Source organism: Burkholderia sp. 9775_39, assembly GCF_015712225.1.
Classification (GTDB): Bacteria; Pseudomonadota; Gammaproteobacteria; order Burkholderiales; family Burkholderiaceae; genus Burkholderia; species Burkholderia cenocepacia.
The window spans coordinates 214315-234197 of sequence record NZ_JACCQC010000008.1; the positions used below are offsets into that span (position 1 = coordinate 214315).

A 19883-nucleotide genomic window follows, 5' to 3' on the forward strand; every position below is an offset into this window, starting at 1 on the left:
TCATCAGTGGATCGCCGGTCGCGGCATCAATCAGTTCGCGAGCAGCAGGAAGATCGCGGGGCGCTTGTGCAGATTCGGCGCCAGCGCCTTTTTCCAGTCCGCCGCCGTGCGGCTCGCGATCGTCTCGGTCGCGAGGGTCAGATCGGCCGCGACGCAGATCTGCGTCGACGGCGCGCAGGTGGCCACCAGCGTGTCGAGCATCGCGTGATTCCGGTACGGCGTTTCGATGAAGATCTGCGTCTGGCGCGCCTTGCGCGACAGTTGCTCGAGTTCGCGCAGGCGTTTCGCGCGCGCGGCCGCATCGACCGGCAGATAGCCGTTGAACGCGAAGCTCTGGCCGTTCAGGCCCGACGCCATCAGCGCGAGCAGGATCGAACTCGGTCCGACGAGCGGCACGACCTTCACGCCGCGCTCGTGCGCGCGGCGCACCAGCAACGCGCCGGGATCGGCGACGGCCGGGCAGCCGGCCTCCGACACGAGGCCGGCATCCGCGCCGGCCAGCACCGGTGCGAGCAGCCGGTCGATCGCGCCGGCCGGCGTATTGACGTTCAGCTCGCTGATCTCGATTTCCTGGATCGGCCGCGTCGTACCGATCTTCTTCAGAAACGCGCGGGTCGTTTTCGCGTTCTCGCCGATGTAATAGCCGAGCGTGCCGGCGCGCGCCTGCACGGCGGCGGGCAGCACGGCGGCGAGCATCGATTCGTCGCCTTCGCCGAGCGTGTTCGGAACGAGATAAAGCGTGCCGGCGGTCATGCGCGGTCTCCACGAGTGGTTGCAAACAACGGGTAGCCGGCGGCGCGCAGCATCCGCGTGAGGGCGATCAGCGGCAGGCCGACGAGTGCGGTGGGGTCGTCCGAGTCGATCGCGTCGAGCAGGGCGATGCCGAGCCCTTCGGATTTCGCGCTGCCGGCCACGTCGTACGGCGTTTCCGCGTGCAGGTAGGCGTCGAGTTCGGCCTCGGGCAGCGAGCGAAAGCGCACGTGCGTGACGATGTCCTCGACCTGCGCTTCGTCCGTACGGCTGTCGTACAGGCAGAGCGCGCTGTGGAATTCGACTTCGCGGCCCTGCATCGACACGAGTTGCGCGAGCGCGCGCTCGTGCGTACCGGGCTTGCCGATCTGGTGGCCGTCGAAGGTCGCGACCTGATCCGACCCGATCACGAGCACGCCGTCCGGCGCGTCGATCGTCGCGGCCACCGCGCGTGCTTTCGCGGCGGCGAGGCGCAGCGCGGTCGCGGCCGGCGTTTCGCCGGCGAGCGGGGTTTCGTCGAGGTCGGGCGACACGACGTCGAACGGCACGCCGAGGCGCTCGAGGAGCGCTCGGCGGTAACGGGAACTGGAAGCAAGAATCAGCCGCGGCGGGCGGCAAACGGTATCCGGCATGGTCGGTTGGATCGGTGAGTCGTCAGGTGTGGCGCGGCGTTGCGCGGACGCAAGCTTAAGTGATTGACCGCAAAAGGTAAAACAGGTATGCTTTCCCGCTTTTCGTCGGCAGGCTTTCGTGTGGTGGCGCCTGCCGGGTCTTCGGAAGTAAAGTACGTCATCCTTCGATGAGCCGTACGCGAGCGGTGCCAAGCCGGATCCCGCAAGTCAGCCTGTAGGCAGGAGCGCACATGAACACTTCTTCTGGCAAACCTGCGGCGGCGCTCGATCCGCACGCGGTCGACCTGTTCGAGTTTGCCCGCAGCGGGCGGCAGGCAGCCGGCGCGGTGCACCTCTCGCAACTGCCGCGCATGTTAAACGAAGTGCCGACGGACGCGCCAGATCGCGACACGGTCTTCACGTGGCAGGCGGAAGGGTTCACGCAAAAGGAGTTGCAGGACGACGGCACCGACGGGCAGCAGCCGTATCTGCGCCTCGCGGTGCACGGCCATGCGTGGCTCACGTGCCAGCGCTGCATGACGCCGTACGACCAGACGTTCGACGTCGACATGACGTACCGGATCGTCGCGACCGAAGAAGAAGCTGAAGAATTTCCGCTCGACGACGATGAAGCCGATGTGATCGTGGGCTCACGCCAGTTCGATCTCGTCGACTTGATCGAAGAGGAATTGCTGCTTTCGTTGCCGCTCGTGCCCAAGCACGAGGTTTGCCCGGCAGTTCACGAAAGCCTCGTGTCGGGCGCGAGCGGTCCCGCGGAAGAGACGGACGAGGCGTCCGACGAAGCCGGGGACGAAGGCAAACGGCCGAATCCGTTCGCAGCGCTGGAAGCGTTGAAGAAGGACGGTGACGGCACCAAGAAACACTAAGCAGTTGTGGCGCGGGAAGGCGTAAGGGCTTTGGGCCAGGGTAGTTAAGCGCCGGATCGGGCTGTGTTAGAATCCGGAAAATTATTTAGGAGTTAGTCATGGCAGTCCAGCAAAACAAGAAGTCGCCGTCGAAGCGCGGCATGCATCGTTCGCACGATTTCCTGACGGCAGCGCCGCTGGCAGTCGAGCCGAGCACGGGTGAAGTGCACCTGCGTCACCACGTCAGCCCGAACGGCTACTATCGCGGCAAGAAAGTCGTCAAGACGAAGAACGACTAAGCGTCAAGTCACGCGTTGCGCGCTACGCTCGCCGTTCGCGTGACAACTGGTTCGCTTGACACTTTCCTGGCTCAACAAAAAGGCGGCATTCAACTGCCGCTTTTTTGTGCCTGAAATTCGTCGCATTCCATGACCGTAAAGCTCACAATCGATTGCATGGGAGGCGACCACGGCCCGTCCGTGACCGTTCCCGCGGCAGTCAAGTTCGTCCGCGCGCATCCCGATGCGCACCTGATGCTCGTCGGCATCGAAAGCGCGATTCGCGCTCAGCTGAAGAAGCTGAAAGCCCTCGACGATCCCGCGTTGACCATCGTGCCCGCCACCGAAGTCGTGGCGATGGACGATCCTGTCGAAGTGGCGCTGCGCAAGAAGAAGGATTCTTCGATGCGCGTCGCGCTCAACCACGTCAAGGACGGCGCGGCGCAGGCCTGCATCTCCGCCGGCAATACCGGCGCGCTGATGGCCGTTTCCCGTTACGTACTCAAGACGCTGCCCGGCATCGAGCGGCCCGCGATCGCGTTCGCGCTGCCGAACCCGACCGGCTACACGATGATGCTGGACCTCGGCGCGAACGTCGACTGCGAACCGCAGCACCTGCTGCAGTTCGCGGAGATGGGGCACGCGCTCGTGGCCGCGCTCGAAGGCAAGGAGCGCCCGACGATCGGCCTGCTGAACATCGGCGAAGAGGTCATCAAGGGCAACGAGACGATCAAGCGCGCAGGCGAGCTGCTGCGCGCCAGCACGCTCAATTTCCGCGGCAACGTGGAAGGCAACGACATCTACAAGGGCACCGTCGACGTGATCGTGTGCGACGGCTTCGTCGGCAACGTCGCGCTGAAGACGTCCGAGGGGCTCGCGCAGATGCTGTCGGACATCATCCGCGAGGAGTTCGGCCGCTCGCTGATGTCGAAGCTGATGGCGCTGCTCGCGCTGCCTGTGCTGATGCGTTTCAAGAAGCGCGTCGACCACCGCCAGTACAACGGCGCGGCGCTGCTGGGGCTGAAGAGCCTCGTGATCAAGAGTCACGGTTCGGCCGACGCCTACGCGTTTGAGTGGGCGATCAAACGCGGGTATGATGCCGTCAAAAACGGGGTGCTGGAGCGCCTCGCGCGCGCGATGGCGGATAATTCAGTGTCGCTCGGCGACGGCGAACACGACGCGGGCGGCGCGGGCCATGCAAGCCCGGCCGCAGGCCATCACGCCGAACCTTCCGCTGCGCAATCCTCTAAAGCATAAATGGCCCAATCGACTCTCTATTCCCGCGTGCTCGGCACGGGCAGCTACCTGCCGCCCGACCGCGTCACGAACCAGCAGTTGACCGATCGTCTTGCGAAGGAAGGCATCGAGACGAGCGATGAATGGATCGTGGCGCGCACGGGCATCCATGCGCGCCATTTCGCCGCACCGGACGTCACGACGAGCGATCTCGCGCTCGAGGCGTCGCGTCGTGCGATCGAAGCGGCCGGTGTCGATCCGCAGTCGATCGACCTGATCATCGTCGCGACTTCGACCCCCGATTTCGTGTTCCCGAGCACCGCGTGCCTGCTGCAGAACAAGCTCGGCATCAAGAACGGCGGCGCGGCATTCGACGTACAGGCCGTGTGTTCGGGCTTCGCGTACGCGATGGCGACGGCCGACAGCTTCATCCGCAGCGGCCAGCATCGTACGGCGCTCGTGGTCGGCGCGGAGACGTTCTCGCGCATTCTCGACTTCAAGGACCGCACGACCTGCGTGCTGTTCGGCGACGGTGCCGGCGCGGTGATCCTGTCCGCGTCGGAAGAGCCAGGTGTGCTCGGCAGCGCGCTGCATGCGGACGGCAGCTACTCGAACATCCTGTGCACGCCGGGCAACGTCAACCGCGGCGTGATCGACGGCAGCGCGTTCCTGCACATGGACGGACAAGCCGTGTTCAAGCTCGCGGTCAACGTGCTCGAAAAGGTCGCGATCGAAGCGCTCGCGAAGGCGAATCTCGCGCCCGAGCAAATCGACTGGCTGATTCCGCACCAGGCCAACATCCGCATCATGACCAGCACCTGCCGCAAGCTCGGCCTGCCGCAGGAGCGCATGGTCGTGACGGTCGACCAGCACGGCAATACGTCGGCCGCGTCGATCCCGCTGGCGCTCGACGCCGCGGTGCGCGACGGTCGCATCCAGCGTGGCCAGCACGTGCTGATCGAAGGCGTCGGCGGCGGCTTCACCTGGGGCGCGTCGGTCTTCCGCTTCTGATCCGCGGCGCGCGACAAGCCGCGCGCGGATCCCATCGGCGCGCCGTTCGTGCGCGCCGTCCGAATCGATTCAATTGGGGACGATATGAAATTTGCATTCGTTTTTCCGGGGCAGGGCTCGCAGGCGATCGGCATGCTCAACGCATTCGCCGATCTGGCCGTCGTGCGCGAGACGCTCCAGGAAGCATCCGATGCACTCAATCAGGATCTCGGCAAGCTGATCGCCGAAGGCCCGGCCGAAGAGCTGAACCTGACCACCAACACGCAGCCCGTGATGCTGACCGCGGCGTATGCGTGCTACCGCGCGTGGCAGCAGGCAGGCGGCCCGGCGCCGTCGATCGTCGCCGGCCACAGCCTCGGTGAATACACGGCGCTCGTCGCGGCCGGCGCACTTGCGTTCAAGGATGCGGTGCCGCTCGTGCGCTTTCGTGCACAGGCGATGCAGACGGCCGTGCCGGTCGGCCAGGGCGGCATGGCCGCGATCCTGGGCCTCGACGACGACACGGTGCGCGCGGTATGCGCGGAAGCCGCGGAGGCGGGCGTCGTCGAAGCGGTGAACTTCAATGCTCCGGCGCAGGTCGTGATCGCGGGCAGCAAGGCCGCGGTCGAAAAGGCATGCGAGATCGCGAAGGCGAAGGGCGCGAAGCGCGCGCTGCCGCTGCCGGTGTCGGCGCCGTTCCATTCGTCGCTGCTCAAGCCGGCGTCGGACCAGCTGCGCGACTACCTCGCGAACGTCGACGTGAAGGCGCCGCAGATTCCGGTCGTCAACAACATCGACGTTGCCGTGGTCAGCGATCCGGCCGCGATCAAGGATGCGCTGGTGCGCCAGGCCGCGGGCCCGGTGCGCTGGGTCGAGTGCGTGCGGCATATCGCCGGCACGGGCGTCACGCACGTGATCGAATGCGGTCCGGGCAAGGTGCTGGCCGGCCTGACGAAGCGCATCGATGGCAACCTGACGGGTGCGTCGGTGTTCGATCCGGCTTCGCTCGACGAAGCGCTCAAGCTCGCGACCGCCTGACGCGGCGCCTTTTCCCAAGCAACGGACATTCGATTCATGGACAAGACTCTCGATAAACAGGTTGCGATCGTGACCGGCGCGTCGCGCGGCATCGGCCGTTCGATCGCGCTCGAACTCGCGCGCCTGGGCGCGACGGTGATCGGCACGGCGACGAGCGAATCGGGCGCCACCGCGATCACCGCGGCGTTCGCGGAAGCGGGCGTCACGGGCCGCGGCGCGGTGCTGAACGTCAACGACGCGGCAGCCGCCGAGGCACTGATCGATGCGACCGTGAAGGAATTCGGCGCGCTGAACGTGCTCGTCAACAACGCAGGCATCACGCAGGATCAGCTCGCGATGCGGATGAAGGACGAGGACTGGGACGCGGTGATCGACACCAATCTGAAGTCGGTGTTCCGCCTGTCGCGCGCGGTGCTGCGCCCGATGATGAAGGCGCGCGGCGGCCGTATCATCAACATCACGTCGGTGGTCGGCTCGGCCGGCAATCCGGGTCAGGTCAACTACGCGGCCGCGAAGGCCGGCGTCGCGGGCATGACGCGTGCGCTCGCGCGCGAAATCGGCAGTCGCGGCATCACGGTGAACTGCGTGGCGCCGGGCTTCATCGACACCGACATGACGAAGACGCTGCCGGAAGAACAGCAGGCCGCGCTCAAGACCCAGATTCCGCTCGGCCGCCTCGGCAGCCCGGAGGACATCGCCCATGCCGTCGCGTTCCTCGCATCGCCGCAGGCCGGTTACATCACCGGCACGACGCTGCACGTGAACGGCGGCATGTACATGTCGTAACGGTTTTCGTTTACCATCCGCGCCGTATCCCGTTTTTCAGGCGGATCGGCGCTTGATCGACCATCAAGCCAACGCGCGTTTTGGCGTCAGCAAACCTGATAAAATGCGCGCACTTGTAAATCTGAACTTTCCCTCGGAGGGGTAATGGACAACATCGAACAACGTGTCAAGAAGATCGTCGCTGAACAACTGGGCGTCGCGGAAGCCGAGATCAAGAACGAAGCTTCGTTCGTGAACGACCTGGGCGCGGACTCGCTCGACACGGTCGAACTGGTGATGGCTCTCGAAGACGAGTTCGGCATGGAAATCCCGGACGAAGAAGCAGAGAAGATCACGACCGTTCAGCAAGCGATCGACTACGCTCGCGCAAACGTCAAGGCGTAAGCGCCTTTCGCGCTTGTCCGCCACGTCGCCGCGATCTTCGCGATTGACGCGCCATCCTGCCGGCTTCGCGCCGGACGGACTAACAGCCACAGGGCTCGCAGGGCTGGTTCCTGTGGCCACTGTGGCTTTTGTTTTTGTCATCCAATAATGGAAAAGAGGTTACCGTGAGCCGCCGTCGTGTTGTCGTTACAGGCCTGGGGCTGATTTCGCCTGTTGGCAATAATGTTGCCGACGGCTGGGCCAATCTCGTCGCCGGCAAGTCCGGTATCGCCACCGTCACGAAGTTCGATGCGTCGAACCTCGCCTGCCATTTCGCGGGCGAAGTGAAGGGCTTCAGCGCCGAGGAGTACATCCCGGCGAAGGAAGCCCGGAACATGGATACGTTCATCCATTACGGCATCGCCGCCGGCGTCCAGGCCATCAAGGACAGCGGGCTGGAAGTGACCGAAGCCAACGCGGAGCGCATCGGCGTGCTGGTCGGTTCCGGCATCGGCGGCCTGCCGATGATCGAAGACACGCACCAGACCTACGTCGATCGTGGCGCGCGCCGGATTTCGCCGTTCTTCGTGCCGGGCTCGATCATCAACATGATCTCGGGTCACCTGAGCATCATGTTCGGCCTGAAGGGCCCGAACCTCGCGGCCGTCACGGCCTGCACGACCGGCCTGCACAGCATCGGCCTCGCCGCGCGCCTGATCCAGGCCGGCGACGCCGACGTGATGGTCGCGGGCGGCGCCGAATCGACGGTGTCGCCGCTCGGCATCGGCGGGTTCGCCGCCGCGCGCGCGCTGTCGACCCGCAACGACGATCCGGCCACCGCGTCGCGTCCGTGGGACAAGGACCGCGACGGCTTCGTGCTGGGCGAGGGCTCGGGCGTGATGGTGCTCGAGGAGTACGAGGCGGCGAAGGCGCGCGGCGCGAAGATCTACGCGGAAGTCGTGGGCTTCGGCATGACGGGTGACGCGTACCACATGACCGCGCCGAACATGGACGGCCCGCGCCGCTGCATGGTCGCGGCGCTGCGCGACGCCGGCCTGAATGCCGACGAGGTGCAGTACCTGAACGCGCATGGCACGTCGACGCCGCTGGGCGACAAGAACGAGTCCGACGCGGTGAAGGCGGCCTTCGGCGAGCACGCGTACAAGATGGTGGTCAACTCGACGAAGTCGATGACGGGCCACCTGCTGGGTGGCGCGGGCGGCCTCGAATCGGTGTTCACGGTGCTGGCACTGCACAACAACGTGTCGCCGCCGACCATCAACATCTTCAACCAGGACCCCGAGTGCGATCTCGATTACTGCGCGAACACCGCGCGTGACATGAAGATCGACGTTGCCGTGAAGAACAACTTCGGCTTCGGCGGGACCAACGGCACGCTGGTGTTCAAGCGCGTCTGACGTCGAATCGCTTGACGAGTCCATTCGATGCTCCGGCCGGGCGTCCGCAGCGCTTTGCGTTGCGGGCCTCGGCCGTGTCGTATCTCGTGCTGGCCGCGTTCGTCGCATCGGCTGCCGCGTCGGCGTACCTGTTCTGCGCGCCGCGCGCGGGCGCTGTCGCCGGCGCCGGCGTGTCGGCCGCGACGGCGGCACTGCTGGCCGTATGGGCGGCGCGGGCCAGCGCCCGCCGGCTGCCGGCCGAGCTGCGGATCGATGCGTTCGGGGAGATTGCGGCGTTTGGCCGCACCGGGCGATTGCTGGCCCGCGGTCGCGTGACCGGCCATGCGCACTGGAGCAGCCTGCTGCTGGTGCTGTCGATCGGGCAGGGCGCCCGGCGCGCGCGGCCGCTGCTGATTCCGGCCGACGCGCTCGACGCCGCGTCGTTCAGCGCGCTATCGGTGCTGGCGAGAACGGCTGGGGCGGCGGGGCAGGCATGACGGCGGCGCGGTTACCGACCGTAACCAGCGGCCGGCGCCGGAACGCTACAATAACGCTCCGCGTTGCATCCCTAGTTAACGGATTTGTCAGGTGAGTGAAAAAGAAATCGATCAGGCTCTGGTCGAGCGCGTACAGAAGGGCGACAAGGCGGCGTTCGAACTCCTGGTCTCCAAATACCACCGCAAGATCATCCGGCTGATCTCGCGCCTCGTGCGGGATCCCGCCGAGGTCGAGGATGTGGCCCAGGACGCGTTCATCAAGGCGTATCGTGCGCTGCCGCAATTCCGCGGCGAATCGGCGTTCTATACGTGGTTGTACCGAATTGCCGTCAACACGGCGAAGAACTACCTTGCGACGCAAGGCCGCCGGGCGCCGACCTCGACCGAGGCCGATGCGGAGGAAGCGGAAACTTTCTCGGACGCAGACCAACTAAGGGATATCAACACGCCTGAGTCGATGTTGATGAGCAAGCAGATTGCCGAGACGGTCAACGCTGCGATGGCTCTGCTGCCCGAAGAACTGCGCCAGGCAATCACACTGCGCGAGATCGAGGGCCTGAGCTACGAAGAGATCGCGGAAATGATGGGCTGTCCGATCGGGACGGTCCGCTCGCGGATCTTCCGTGCGCGCGAGGCAATCGCTGCCAAATTGCGTCCGCTGCTCGATACGCCCGAAGGCAAGCGCTGGTAAGCGCGACGGGCGGAACGACGCGGGTCGGGGTCTAGTTACGGATAGAGTCGTGAAGTCACGACGGGGTGTGCAAGATGGGGAGCATCATGGGGTCGGTCAATACGCAATCGCAAGCGTGCTCGCGCGGCGAGCGCCTTTCCGCGCTGGTCGACGGCGAAATGTTCGATGGCCCGGATCACGGGCAGTTTCTGGCTGAGCTCGACCGCGCGGATCGCGCTGCGTGGGCCCATTACCACCTGATCGGCGATGCGCTGCGCTCGGACGAGCTCGCGCTGCCGCCCGCGCTGAGCGTCGCGTTTACCGCACGCATGTCGGCCGCGCTCGAAAGCGAGCCGCACCTGCTGGCTCCGGCGGCCGCGCCGGCCGCGCGCAAGCTGCTGTCGCTGCGTCGGCGCGTCGTGCCCGCGTTCGCGGTGGCCGCCGCGGCGGCCACGCTGACCTGGGTCGTCGTCCCGCAAATGCAGACGGCCGGTACGCCGGGCGCCGTCCAGGTCGCCTCGGTCGGCGCGCAGCAGGGCGGCAACCTGCAGCGCGTGACGGTTGCGCAGGCATCGGCCCAGCCCGGCCTGCAGGACGTCAACATCATTCGCGACGCCAGCCTCGACCAATACCTTGAAGCGCACCAGCAATTCGCCCAGCAGCCCGTCGTCACGGGTTCGATGCCGCTGATCCGCGCTGCCGTGACCACCACGCCAGGCCAATAAACCCGATGCGGACATTGCAGTTGAATCACGCCATCTCCGGATGGAAGCGGCTGCCGGCCCTCCTGCTTTGCGCAGCCGCCCTGTTGTCCGTTCAATCCCTTCCCGCCAGTGCCCAGCAACCGGACGATCCCGTCGCGACCCGCAAGGGCGCCGCGGACTGGCTCGACCGCGTCCAGCAGGCGGCGCAGCAGCAGAGCTACGAAGGTACGTTCGTCTACCAGCGCGGCGGGTACGTGCAGTCGTCGCGCATCGCGCACGTCGCGTCCCGCGACGGCGAGTTCGAACGGATCGAGACGCTCGACGGCAAGCCGCGCAAGCTGCTGCGGCACAACGACGAGCTGTACACGTTCGTGCCCGAGCGCAAGCTGTGCGTGGTCGAGCGCCGTCAGACGCGCGACTCGTTTCCCGCGCTGCTCGGCGCGAGCGGCGAACACGTGATGTCCGTCTACGATGCGAAGTCGCTCGGCAAGGACCGCGTGGCCGGGATCGACGCGCAGGTCGTCGAGCTCGTGCCGAAGGATGCGTACCGTTTCACGTACAAGCTGTGGGCCGACGCGCGCACCGGGCTGCTGCTGCGTTCGCAGACGCTCGACGCGAACGATCACGTGCTCGAGCAGATCGCGTTCTCGCAATTGCAGACGGGCGGCGCAAGCGGCGACAAGGCCGCGATCGCAGCCGGCATGCGCAACCTGAGCGGCTGGACGGTCGTGCGCCCGCCGGTCGCGACGGTCGACATGGAAGCGCAGGGCTGGCAGCTCGCGCCGAGCGTCGCCGGCTTCCAGAAGATTCGTGAAGTGCGCCGGCCGATGGCCGCGCGCGATGCCGGCGATCCGCCGATCCCGGTCGATCAGGCGGTCTTCACGGACGGCCTCGCGACGATCTCGGTTTTCATCGAGCCGGCCGAAAAGAATACGCGCAAGGAAGGCGCGGGCAGCACCGGGGCGACGCACGTTCTCGTGAAGCGCCGCGGCGACTACTGGATCACCGTGCTCGGCGAAGTGCCGCCGGCGACGTTGCAGCAGTTCGCGTCTGCCATAGAATACAAGGCTTCCAAGTAACGCTACGGCTTCCGACATGACGAAACTCACGCTGCGCAAAGTGCTCGCGGCGGCGGCGCTGTGTGCCTGCCTGCCGCTCGTCCCGCAAACCGCGGTCGCGGTCACGCCTCCCGCCGCAAGCCTGCCCGACTTTGCCGATCTGGTCGAAAAGGTCGGGCCGGCCGTCGTGAACATCCGGACCACCGCCAACGTGCCGACGGGCGGCCCGCGCGGCATGCTCCCGCCCGGCTTCGACAACGGCGACATGTCGGAATTCTTCCGGCGCTTCTTCGGCATCCCGCTGCCGCAGGCGCCCGGCAACGGTGGCGGCAACGGCAGCAACCCGAAGAACGCGCCGGCGCCGGACAATCCGCCCGATACCGAGCAGAACCGCGGCGTCGGCTCGGGCTTCATCGTGTCGGCCGACGGTTACGTGATGACCAATGCGCACGTCGTCGACGATGCGGACACCATCTACGTGACGCTGACCGACAAACGCGAATTCAAGGCGAAGCTGATCGGCGTCGACGACCGCACGGACGTCGCGGTCGTCAAGATCCAGGCGTCGAACCTGCCGGTCGTCGCGATCGGCGATTCGAACAAGGTGCGCGTCGGCGAGTGGGTCGTCGCGATCGGTTCGCCGTTCGGCCTCGACAACACGGTCACGGCCGGCATCGTCAGCTCGAAGAGCCGCAACACGGGCGACTACCTGCCGTTCATCCAGACCGACGTGGCCGTGAACCCTGGCAACTCGGGCGGCCCGCTGATCAACATGCAGGGCGAGGTGATCGGCATCAACTCGCAGATCTACAGCCGCACCGGCGGCTTCATGGGCATTTCGTTCGCGATTCCGATCGACGAGGCGATGCGCGTGGCCGACCAGCTGAAGGCGACCGGCAAGGTCACGCGCGGCCGGATAGCGGTGGCGATCGGCGAGGTGACGAAGGACGTGGCCGATTCGATCGGGCTGCCGAAGGCCGAAGGCGCGCTCGTCAGCAGCGTCGAGCCGGGCGGCCCGGCCGACAAGGCAGGCATCCAGCCGGGCGACATTATCCTGAAGTTCAATGGCCGTCCGGTCGATGCGGCGTCGGACCTGCCGCGCATGGTCGGCGACACGAAGCCCGGCACGAAGGCGACGGTCAGCGTATGGCGCAAGGGTCAGGCACGCGATCTGCCGATCACGATCGCCGAGACGCCGGCCGAGTCGACGGCGAAGGCCGAGCAGCGCAAGAACGCGCCGCAGAAGCCGCGCCAGACCAATTCGCTCGGGCTGACGGTCAGCGACCTGACGGCGGAGCAGACGAAGACGCTGAAGCTGAAGAACGGCGTGCAGATCGACGGCGTCGACGGCCCGGCCGCCCGGGCGGGCCTGCAGCGCGGCGACATCGTGCTGCGTGTCGGCGACACCGACATCACGAGCGCGAAGCAGTTCGCCGACGTGACCGCGCAGCTCGATCCGCAGAAGGCGGTCGCGGTGCTCGTGCGGCGTGGCGACAACACGCAGTTCGTGCCCGTGCGGCCGCGCCAGAAGTAACGCGTCGATGTTCACGCTCTACGGCCGCGGCTGGTGCCACCTGTGCGACGACATGCGCGACGCACTGGCGCCGGTGGCGGCCGAATTCGGTGTCGCGGTCGACTACATCGACATCGACACCGATGCAGCGCTGGTCGCGCGTTACGACGAGGACGTGCCCGTGCTGCTGCTGGACGGCGCGGAAGTGTGCCGCCACCGGTTCGACGACGCGCGGGTGCGCGACGCGCTGGCGGCCCGGCGCTGAATCCGGCCCGCCGCCGGCCGACGCCGTTTTCGCACGGGGTTCGATCCGGCGGGCGCCCGCCCCGCGTGGCAGGGCGTCCGAAATCCCGCCCGGCAAAAGCCTTTTCGGCTAAAATAAGCCGTTTTTTCACCGACTTACAAGGCGTGCTCCGCAGTCGTGAGCGCGCCTTTTTCGCTTGATCGGCACTGAATGGATCATATTCGCAATTTCTCGATCATCGCCCACATCGACCATGGCAAGTCGACACTCGCGGATCGCATCATCCAGGTATGCGGCGGCCTCGCCGACCGTGAAATGGAAGCGCAGGTGCTCGACTCGATGGACATCGAGCGCGAGCGCGGCATCACGATCAAGGCGCAAACAGCCGCGCTGACCTATCGCGCACGCGACGGCAAGGTCTACAACCTGAACCTGATCGACACGCCGGGGCACGTCGACTTCTCGTACGAGGTCAGCCGTTCGCTGTCCGCGTGCGAAGGCGCGCTGCTGGTCGTCGACGCCAGCCAGGGCGTCGAGGCGCAGACGGTCGCGAACTGCTACACGGCGATCGAGCTCGGCGTCGAGGTCGTGCCCGTGCTGAACAAGATCGACCTGCCGGCTGCGAACCCCGAGAACGCGATCGAGGAGATCGAGGACGTGATCGGCATCGACGCGACCGACGCGACGCGCTGCAGCGCGAAGACCGGCCTCGGCGTCGAAGACGTGCTCGAGTCGCTGATCGCGAAGGTGCCGCCGCCGAAGGGCGATCCGACCGCGCCGCTGCAGGCGCTGATCATCGATTCGTGGTTCGACAACTACGTCGGCGTCGTGATGCTCGTGCGTATCGTCAACGGCACGCTGCGCCCGAAGGACAAGATCAAGATGATGGCGACCGGCGCGCAGTATCCGGTCGAGCACGTCGGCGTGTTCACGCCGAAGTCGCGCAATCTCGAGTCGCTGTCGGCCGGGCAGGTGGGCTTCATCATCGCCGGCATCAAGGAACTGACGGCCGCGAAGGTCGGCGATACCGTCACGCACGCGGCCAAGGCCGCTGCCGAGCCGCTGCCGGGCTTCAAGGAAGTGAAGCCGCAGGTGTTCGCGGGGCTGTATCCGGTCGAGGCGAACCAGTACGACGCGCTGCGCGAATCGCTCGAGAAGCTGAAGCTGAACGACGCATCGCTGCAGTACGAGCCGGAAGTGTCGCAGGCGCTCGGCTTCGGTTTCCGCTGCGGCTTCCTCGGGCTGCTGCACATGGAAATCGTGCAGGAGCGGCTCGAGCGCGAATTCGACATGGATCTCATCACGACCGCGCCGACGGTCGTCTACGAGGTCGTGCAGAGCGACGGCTCGACGATCATGGTCGAGAACCCGGCGAAGATGCCGGAGCCCGGCCGCATCGCCGAAGTCCGCGAACCGATCGTCACCGTGAACCTGTACATGCCGCAGGATTACGTCGGCTCGGTGATCACGCTGTGCGAGCAGAAGCGCGGCTCGCAGATCAACATGCAGTATCACGGCCGCCAGGTGCAGCTCACGTACGAGATCCCGATGGCCGAGATCGTGCTCGACTTCTTCGATCGCCTGAAGTCGGTGTCGCGCGGCTATGCGTCGATGGACTACGAGTTCAAGGAATACCGTTCGTCGGACGTCGTGAAGGTCGACATGCTGATCAACGGCGACAAGGTCGATGCGCTGTCGATCATCGTGCACCGGTCGCAGTCGCAATACCGCGGCCGCGAAGTCGCCGCGAAGATGCGCGAGATCATTCCGCGCCAGATGTACGACGTGGCGATCCAGGCCGCGATCGGCGCGCACATCGTCGCACGCGAGAACATCAAGGCGCTGCGCAAGAACGTGCTCGCGAAGTGCTACGGCGGCGACATCACGCGAAAGAAGAAGCTGCTCGAGAAGCAGAAAGAAGGTAAGAAACGCATGAAGCAGGTGGGTTCGGTCGAGATCCCGCAGGAGGCGTTCCTCGCGATCTTGCGCGTCGAAGACAAATAACAGGACTGATCCTTTTATGAATTTTGCGCTGATTCTTTTTGTGCTCGTCGTCGTGACGGGCGTAGCGTGGGTGCTGGACAAACTGGTGTTCCTGCCGCGGCGTCGCAAGGCGGCCGACTCGGCGATCGAGGAGTTCGATCGCCAGCAGTCGCGCATCGACAAGCGTTTCGCGGACGAAAACGCCGCGCAGACGCGTTCGAAGCTGCGTGACGAAAAGCTGCGCCAGCCGTGGTGGCTCGAGTACACCGCGAGCTTCTTCCCGGTGATCCTGGCCGTGTTCGTCGTGCGTTCGTTCGTCGTCGAGCCGTTCAAGATTCCGTCGGGCTCGATGGTGCCGACGCTGCTCGTCGGCGACTTCATCCTCGTCAACAAGTTCGAGTACGGGCTGCGCCTGCCGGTCACCAACACGAAGATCACGCAGGGCAGCCCGCTGTCGCGCGGCGACGTCGTCGTGTTCCGCTATCCGAAGGACGAGTCGGTCGACTACATCAAGCGCGTGATCGGCCTGCCGGGCGACACGGTCGCGTACCAGGACAAGCAGCTCACGATCAACGGCCAGCCGGTGCCCGAAACGCCGCTGCCCGATTTCTTCGACGACGAGCGCCAGAATTACGCGAAGCAGTTCGAGGAAACGATCGGCAACAAGAAGAACGCGATCCTCAACAACCCGGCCGTGCCGCCGTTCGTGATGGGCGCTTACGACTATCCGTATCGCGACAACTGCACGTACAACAGCCGCGGCGTGATCTGCAAGGTGCCGCCCGGCCACTACTTCATGATGGGCGACAACCGCGACAACAGCGCGGACAGCCGCTACTGGGGTTTCGTGCCGGACCAGAACATCGTCGGCCGCGCGTTCTTCATCTGGATGAACTTCAGCGACCTGAAGCGCATCGGTTCCTTCAACTGATCGCATTCGACTCACACGCAATACGCGACGCACGGGCCGCGTCGCGTATTGCCGAACTACTTTAAGAACCGGCGGTAACACCGCCTCGTCACGCCTTTTCGGGTCCGGCCGTGCCGTTTCGGCCCGACCGGCGCCCGCGTTATACTCCTGCACATGCCCCTATCCCAGTTGGAAAGCCGGCTGCGCTACGAATTTCGCAATGCGGAATTGCTGCGCCAGGCTTTGACCCATCGCAGTCACAGTGCCACGCACAATGAACGGCTCGAGTTTCTCGGCGATTCCGTTCTGAATTGCGCGGTGGCCGCTCTTTTGTTCCAGCGTTTCGGCAAGCTGGACGAAGGTGACCTGTCGCGCGTACGCGCCAACCTCGTCAAACAGCAGTCGCTGTACGAAATTGCTCAGGCCCTGAATATCTCGGACGGCCTGCGGCTGGGCGAGGGCGAACTGCGCAGCGGCGGGTTCCGTCGCCCGTCGATCCTCGCGGACGCGTTCGAAGCCATCATCGGGGCCGTGTTCCTCGATGGGGGCTTCGAAGCCGCCCAAGGGGTCATCAAGCGGCTCTATATCCCGATTCTCGACCACATCGATCCGCGCACGCTCGGCAAGGACGCGAAGACGCTGCTGCAGGAATACCTGCAGGGGCACAAGATCGCGCTGCCGACCTATACGGTCGTCGCGACCCATGGTGCGGCGCACAATCAGCAGTTCGAGGTCGAGTGCACGGTGCCGAAGCTCGACGTGAAGGTATCGGGCTCCGGCGCGAGCCGGCGCGCGGCCGAGCAGGCCGCCGCGAAGAAGGCGCTCGACGAGGTGATGGCGGCCGCACCGATGCTGGCCGCGAAGCCGAAGCGCTCGAAAAACGCGCGCGGCTCCAAGCATGTCGAACCTGAGATCGTGCCGGGCGTGAAGGGCGTGCAGGAAGCGCTCGACCTGCGCTCGCCCGAGCGGAAGGAACGTGCGGCGGCGCGCGAGGCCAGGGCGGCCGGCGCGGCGCCGGGGGCCGCCGCGGCGGCTGCAGCGGCGGGCGCTGAGCCGGCCGTCGCGCCGATGGCCGCGATCCGGGCCGCGCACGTCGAGCCGGCGGCGGACAAGGGCGAACGGGCGGCGAAGCCGGCGACCGACAAGGTGGCCGACAAACCGGCCGAGCGGCCCGACAAGGCCGCGGAAAAGTCCGCCGAGGCCGCGCCGCGCGCAGCCGACAAGCCGGCCGGCCAGGCAATCGATCCGGCGCCCTCGTCGGCCGACAAGCTCTCCGCCGATTCCGCCGCGCGCACGCCCGCGCGCGCACGCGATGCCGCGGCGCCCGACGCCGATACGCCGCCCGGCGGCGCGAGTCTTGCTGCCGCGCAGGCGCGCGTGGCCGATGCCGACCACTGAATTGCCCAGCGATCGTGCCGCGCGCCGCGCGGCCGTTTCCGAACCTGTCTCCCAAACGATATGAACACTCCCGCTCCTACCGGTTTCCGTTGCGGCATGATCGCGATCGTGGGCCGCCCGAACGTCGGCAAGTCGACGTTGATGAACGCACTCGTCGGCCAGAAGATCAGCATCACGTCGCGCAAGGCGCAGACGACCCGCCACCGCATCACCGGCATCAACACGTTCGACGACGCGCAATTCGTATTCGTCGACACGCCGGGCTTTCAGACCCGTCACAGCACCGCGCTGAACCGTTCGCTGAACCGCGCGGTCACGTCGACGCTGACGTCGGTCGACGTGATCCTGTTCGTGATCGAAGCCGGCCGCTTCGGCCCCGACGACCAGAAGGTGCTCGACCTGATCCCGCCCGGCATGCCGACGCTGCTGATCGCGAACAAGATCGATCGCGTGAACGACAAGGCGTCGCTGTTCCCGTTCATGCAGAAGGTGAGCGAACTGCGCGAATTCACCGAGCTCGTGCCGCTGTCGGCGCAGAAGCCGGAAGACATCAAGCGCCTGCTGGACACGATCAAGCCGTACCTGCCGGAAGGCGAGCCGATCTACGGCGAGGACGAGCTGACCGACCGCAGCTCGCGTTTTCTCGCGGCCGAAATCCTGCGCGAGAAGGTGTTCCGCTGGACCGGCGACGAGCTGCCGTACACGAGCACCGTGCTGATCGACAAGTTCGAGGAGGAGGGGCGCCTGAAGCGCATCTTCGCGACGATCCTCGTCGAGCGCGATTCGCACAAGGCGATGGTGATCGGCAAGAAGGGCGAGAAGCTCAAGCAGATCAGCACCGAGGCGCGGATGGACATGGAAAAGCTGTTCGACGGCCCCGTATACCTCGAGACCTTCGTGAAGGTGAAGAGCGGCTGGGCCGACAACGAGGCGGGGCTGCGTGCCTATGGGTACGAATGACGCGCTGACGTCGACCGAAGACGCGGTGGCGGCCGGCGCGAACGACGCGCCGTTGCCGGCACCGCCCGAACCGCCGCGCAAGGCGCGGCGCGCGACGTCTCGCACGTCCGATTTCCGCGTCGCCGAGCAGCCGGCGTTCGTGCTGCACAGCTATCCGTATCGGGAAACGAGCCTGATCGTCGACGTGCTGACACGTGACCACGGCCGGCTCGCGCTCGTCGCGAAGGGCGCGAAGCGCCCGCACTCCGCGTTGCGCGGCGTGTTGCAGACGTTCCAGCCGCTGCTGCTGTCCTGGTCCGGCAAATCCGAGGTGCGCACGCTGACGGGCGCCGAGTGGGTCGGCGGGATGCTGCCGCTCGGCGGCGACGGCCTGTTGTGCGGTTTCTACGCGAACGAGCTGCTCGTGAAATTCTGCGCGCGCGAGGATCCGCAGCCGCCGCTGTTCAATCATTACGTGCTGACCCTCACGCGTCTCGCGCACGGCGAGCCCGCGGTGCAGGTGCTGCGCTCGTTCGAACGCGTGCTGCTGCGCGAGACGGGCTATGCGATGGCGCTGAACCGCACGGTCGCCCGTCGCGCGGTCGAACCCGAGCGCCGCTACGTGTTCGATCCGGAGCGTGGCGTACGCAATGCGGACGACGACGTGCCGTCGCACTGGCCGGTCATCACCGGCCAGACGTTGCTCGACATGGAGCAGGACGATTACCATCGAGCCCAGACGGTTGCGCAGAGCAAGACGCTGATGCGCTTCCTGCTGAACACCTATCTCGGCGGTACGCCGCTCGCCACGCGTCAGATCCTGATCGACCTGCAAAACCTATGAGCTTCTTCCTGACAACGCCCACCGCCATCGACCTCGGCGTGAACATCGACCACGTCGCGACGCTGCGCAATGCGCGCGGCACGCGCTATCCCGATCCGATTCGCGCGGCGCTCGCCGCCGAAGAGGCGGGCGCGGACGCGATCACGCTGCACCTGCGCGAGGATCGCCGTCACATCGTCGACGCGGACGTGCGCCAGTTGCGCCCGCTGCTGAAGACGCGCATGAACCTCGAATGCGCGGTGACGGCCGAGATGCTCGACATCGCTTGCGAAGTGCGTCCGCACGACGCATGCCTCGTGCCGGAGAAGCGTGAGGAACTGACGACTGAAGGCGGTCTCGACGTGGCCGGCCACTTCGAGGCGGTGCGCGCCGCATGCAAGCAGCTCGCCGACGAGGGCGTGCGCGTGTCGCTGTTCATCGACCCGGACGACACGCAGATCCGCGCTGCGCACGAAGCGGGCGCGCCGGTGATCGAGCTGCATACGGGCCGCTACGCGGAAGCGCACGACGAAGCGGAGCAGCAGCGCGAATACGAGCGTATCGTCGCGGGCGTGCAGGCCGGCGCGCAGCTTGGCCTGAAGGTCAATGCGGGCCATGGGCTGCACTACACGAACGTGCAGCAGATCGCCGCGATCGACGGCATCGTCGAGCTGAACATCGGCCACGCGATCGTCGCGCACGCGATCTTCGCGGGCTGGGACAACGCGGTGCGCGAGATGAAGGCGATCATGGTCGCCGCACGCGTCGCCGCGCTGCATGGCGGCGCGCGCTGACGATGCGAGGCCGCCGCGCCCCGCACGCCGTTGGC

Annotated in this window: 22 protein-coding genes; 20 read left to right on the top strand and 2 right to left on the bottom strand. The window is 66.2% G+C overall.

Features of this window, described 5'->3' with window-relative positions:
* Positions 1 to 30: 30 nt before the first annotated feature.
* Both H0X90_RS13835 and H0X90_RS13840 read right to left on the bottom strand, forming a co-directional pair.
* Positions 31 to 753, bottom strand: a complete 723-nt coding sequence (locus H0X90_RS13835; RefSeq protein ID WP_077189684.1) for an SAM-dependent methyltransferase — start codon at positions 751 to 753, stop codon at positions 31 to 33.
* Positions 750 to 1382, bottom strand: coding sequence for a Maf-like protein (locus tag H0X90_RS13840; RefSeq protein WP_006489696.1), 633 nt, complete (start codon positions 1380 to 1382; stop codon positions 750 to 752). Before H0X90_RS13840 ends, H0X90_RS13835 begins: the two co-directional genes overlap by 4 nt.
* A 230-nt stretch (positions 1383 to 1612) precedes the next feature.
* Between H0X90_RS13840 and H0X90_RS13845 the strand changes: the two genes are divergently transcribed.
* The 20 genes from H0X90_RS13845 to pdxJ all read left to right on the top strand — a co-directional run bounded on the left by H0X90_RS13845 (position 1613) and on the right by pdxJ (position 19848).
* Positions 1613 to 2248 carry a DUF177 domain-containing protein gene (locus tag H0X90_RS13845; protein ID WP_034200836.1) on the top strand — a complete coding sequence of 212 codons (636 nt, stop codon included), beginning with the start codon at positions 1613 to 1615 and terminating at the stop codon, positions 2246 to 2248.
* Positions 2249 to 2346: 98 nt separating this feature from the next.
* Positions 2347 to 2526 (top strand): 50S ribosomal protein L32, encoded by a 180-nt coding sequence (gene rpmF, locus H0X90_RS13850; RefSeq protein WP_006051932.1) that lies wholly within the window; start codon positions 2347 to 2349, stop codon positions 2524 to 2526.
* 129 nt (positions 2527 to 2655) lie between these two features.
* On the top strand, positions 2656 to 3762 hold the full coding sequence (gene plsX, locus H0X90_RS13855) for a phosphate acyltransferase PlsX (RefSeq protein WP_006489700.1): 1107 nt from the start codon (positions 2656 to 2658) through the stop codon (positions 3760 to 3762).
* Positions 3763 to 4752 carry a beta-ketoacyl-ACP synthase III gene (locus H0X90_RS13860; RefSeq protein ID WP_006489693.1) on the top strand — a complete coding sequence of 330 codons (990 nt, stop codon included), beginning with the start codon at positions 3763 to 3765 and terminating at the stop codon, positions 4750 to 4752.
* Between the two features lie 84 nt (positions 4753 to 4836).
* Positions 4837 to 5769, top strand: coding sequence for an ACP S-malonyltransferase (gene fabD, locus H0X90_RS13865; RefSeq protein WP_012492432.1), 933 nt, complete (start codon positions 4837 to 4839; stop codon positions 5767 to 5769).
* A 36-nt stretch (positions 5770 to 5805) separates the two neighbouring features.
* The gene (gene fabG, locus H0X90_RS13870; RefSeq protein WP_006489702.1) at positions 5806 to 6555 is read left to right on the top strand and encodes a 3-oxoacyl-ACP reductase FabG; all 750 of its coding nucleotides are present in this window, start codon (positions 5806 to 5808) and stop codon (positions 6553 to 6555) included.
* A 144-nt stretch (positions 6556 to 6699) separates the two neighbouring features.
* Positions 6700 to 6939 (top strand): acyl carrier protein, encoded by a 240-nt coding sequence (gene acpP / locus H0X90_RS13875; RefSeq protein ID WP_004197638.1) that lies wholly within the window; start codon positions 6700 to 6702, stop codon positions 6937 to 6939.
* 164 nt (positions 6940 to 7103) lie between these two features.
* Positions 7104 to 8336 (top strand): beta-ketoacyl-ACP synthase II, encoded by a 1233-nt coding sequence (gene fabF / locus H0X90_RS13880; RefSeq protein ID WP_006489692.1) that lies wholly within the window; start codon positions 7104 to 7106, stop codon positions 8334 to 8336.
* Positions 8337 to 8347: 11 nt separating this feature from the next.
* The gene (locus tag H0X90_RS13885; protein WP_077189686.1) at positions 8348 to 8812 is read left to right on the top strand and encodes a hypothetical protein; all 465 of its coding nucleotides are present in this window, start codon (positions 8348 to 8350) and stop codon (positions 8810 to 8812) included.
* A gap of 91 nt (positions 8813 to 8903) precedes the next feature.
* Positions 8904 to 9503, top strand: coding sequence for an RNA polymerase sigma factor RpoE (gene rpoE, locus H0X90_RS13890; protein ID WP_006490873.1), 600 nt, complete (start codon positions 8904 to 8906; stop codon positions 9501 to 9503).
* 86 nt (positions 9504 to 9589) lie between these two features.
* Positions 9590 to 10207 carry a sigma-E factor negative regulatory protein gene (locus H0X90_RS13895; protein ID WP_048986991.1) on the top strand — a complete coding sequence of 206 codons (618 nt, stop codon included), beginning with the start codon at positions 9590 to 9592 and terminating at the stop codon, positions 10205 to 10207.
* 5 nt (positions 10208 to 10212) lie between these two features.
* Positions 10213 to 11265, top strand: coding sequence for a MucB/RseB C-terminal domain-containing protein (locus tag H0X90_RS13900; RefSeq protein WP_012492434.1), 1053 nt, complete (start codon positions 10213 to 10215; stop codon positions 11263 to 11265).
* 16 nt (positions 11266 to 11281) lie between these two features.
* Positions 11282 to 12778 (top strand): DegQ family serine endoprotease, encoded by a 1497-nt coding sequence (locus tag H0X90_RS13905; RefSeq protein ID WP_077189688.1) that lies wholly within the window; start codon positions 11282 to 11284, stop codon positions 12776 to 12778.
* A gap of 7 nt (positions 12779 to 12785) precedes the next feature.
* Positions 12786 to 13022 (top strand): glutaredoxin family protein, encoded by a 237-nt coding sequence (locus H0X90_RS13910; protein ID WP_006476497.1) that lies wholly within the window; start codon positions 12786 to 12788, stop codon positions 13020 to 13022.
* A 189-nt stretch (positions 13023 to 13211) separates the two neighbouring features.
* The gene (lepA, locus tag H0X90_RS13915; RefSeq protein ID WP_006490871.1) at positions 13212 to 15005 is read left to right on the top strand and encodes a translation elongation factor 4; all 1794 of its coding nucleotides are present in this window, start codon (positions 13212 to 13214) and stop codon (positions 15003 to 15005) included.
* Positions 15006 to 15021: 16 nt separating this feature from the next.
* Complete coding sequence (gene lepB, locus H0X90_RS13920) at positions 15022 to 15915, top strand: signal peptidase I (protein WP_006490870.1); 894 nt, start codon at positions 15022 to 15024, stop codon at positions 15913 to 15915.
* A gap of 153 nt (positions 15916 to 16068) precedes the next feature.
* On the top strand, positions 16069 to 17292 hold the full coding sequence (rnc, locus tag H0X90_RS13925; RefSeq protein WP_077189689.1) for a ribonuclease III: 1224 nt from the start codon (positions 16069 to 16071) through the stop codon (positions 17290 to 17292).
* Positions 17293 to 17352: 60 nt separating this feature from the next.
* Entirely contained in the window at positions 17353 to 18252 is a 900-nt protein-coding gene (gene era, locus H0X90_RS13930) for a GTPase Era (RefSeq protein ID WP_006485602.1), read from the top strand.
* Positions 18239 to 19075, top strand: a complete 837-nt coding sequence (gene recO, locus H0X90_RS13935) for a DNA repair protein RecO (RefSeq protein WP_006497720.1) — start codon at positions 18239 to 18241, stop codon at positions 19073 to 19075. Before era ends, recO begins: the two co-directional genes overlap by 14 nt.
* Positions 19072 to 19848, top strand: a complete 777-nt coding sequence (gene pdxJ / locus H0X90_RS13940) for a pyridoxine 5'-phosphate synthase (protein ID WP_006485609.1) — start codon at positions 19072 to 19074, stop codon at positions 19846 to 19848. The genes recO and pdxJ overlap by 4 nt, the downstream gene beginning before the upstream one ends.
* Positions 19849 to 19883: the final 35 nt, after the last annotated feature.

Bases quoted from the DNA above. Each gene is read 5' to 3' on its own strand.
- H0X90_RS13835 (WP_077189684.1), bottom strand. From the start codon at position 753: ATGACCGCCGGCACGCTTTATCTCGTTCCGAACACGCTCGGCGAAGGC.
- H0X90_RS13840 (WP_006489696.1), bottom strand. From the start codon at position 1,382: ATGCCGGATACCGTTTGCCGCCCGCCGCGGCTGATTCTTGCTTCCAGT.
- H0X90_RS13845 (WP_034200836.1), top strand. From the start codon at position 1,613: ATGAACACTTCTTCTGGCAAACCTGCGGCGGCGCTCGATCCGCACGCG.
- rpmF (WP_006051932.1), top strand. From the start codon at position 2,347: ATGGCAGTCCAGCAAAACAAGAAGTCGCCGTCGAAGCGCGGCATGCAT.
- plsX (WP_006489700.1), top strand. From the start codon at position 2,656: ATGACCGTAAAGCTCACAATCGATTGCATGGGAGGCGACCACGGCCCG.
- H0X90_RS13860 (WP_006489693.1), top strand. From the start codon at position 3,763: ATGGCCCAATCGACTCTCTATTCCCGCGTGCTCGGCACGGGCAGCTAC.
- fabD (WP_012492432.1), top strand. From the start codon at position 4,837: ATGAAATTTGCATTCGTTTTTCCGGGGCAGGGCTCGCAGGCGATCGGC.
- fabG (WP_006489702.1), top strand. From the start codon at position 5,806: ATGGACAAGACTCTCGATAAACAGGTTGCGATCGTGACCGGCGCGTCG.
- acpP (WP_004197638.1), top strand. From the start codon at position 6,700: ATGGACAACATCGAACAACGTGTCAAGAAGATCGTCGCTGAACAACTG.
- H0X90_RS13895 (WP_048986991.1), top strand. From the start codon at position 9,590: ATGGGGTCGGTCAATACGCAATCGCAAGCGTGCTCGCGCGGCGAGCGC.
- H0X90_RS13900 (WP_012492434.1), top strand. From the start codon at position 10,213: ATGCGGACATTGCAGTTGAATCACGCCATCTCCGGATGGAAGCGGCTG.
- H0X90_RS13905 (WP_077189688.1), top strand. From the start codon at position 11,282: ATGACGAAACTCACGCTGCGCAAAGTGCTCGCGGCGGCGGCGCTGTGT.
- H0X90_RS13910 (WP_006476497.1), top strand. From the start codon at position 12,786: ATGTTCACGCTCTACGGCCGCGGCTGGTGCCACCTGTGCGACGACATG.
- lepA (WP_006490871.1), top strand. From the start codon at position 13,212: ATGGATCATATTCGCAATTTCTCGATCATCGCCCACATCGACCATGGC.
- lepB (WP_006490870.1), top strand. From the start codon at position 15,022: ATGAATTTTGCGCTGATTCTTTTTGTGCTCGTCGTCGTGACGGGCGTA.
- rnc (WP_077189689.1), top strand. From the start codon at position 16,069: ATGCCCCTATCCCAGTTGGAAAGCCGGCTGCGCTACGAATTTCGCAAT.
- era (WP_006485602.1), top strand. From the start codon at position 17,353: ATGAACACTCCCGCTCCTACCGGTTTCCGTTGCGGCATGATCGCGATC.
- recO (WP_006497720.1), top strand. From the start codon at position 18,239: ATGGGTACGAATGACGCGCTGACGTCGACCGAAGACGCGGTGGCGGCC.
- pdxJ (WP_006485609.1), top strand. From the start codon at position 19,072: ATGAGCTTCTTCCTGACAACGCCCACCGCCATCGACCTCGGCGTGAAC.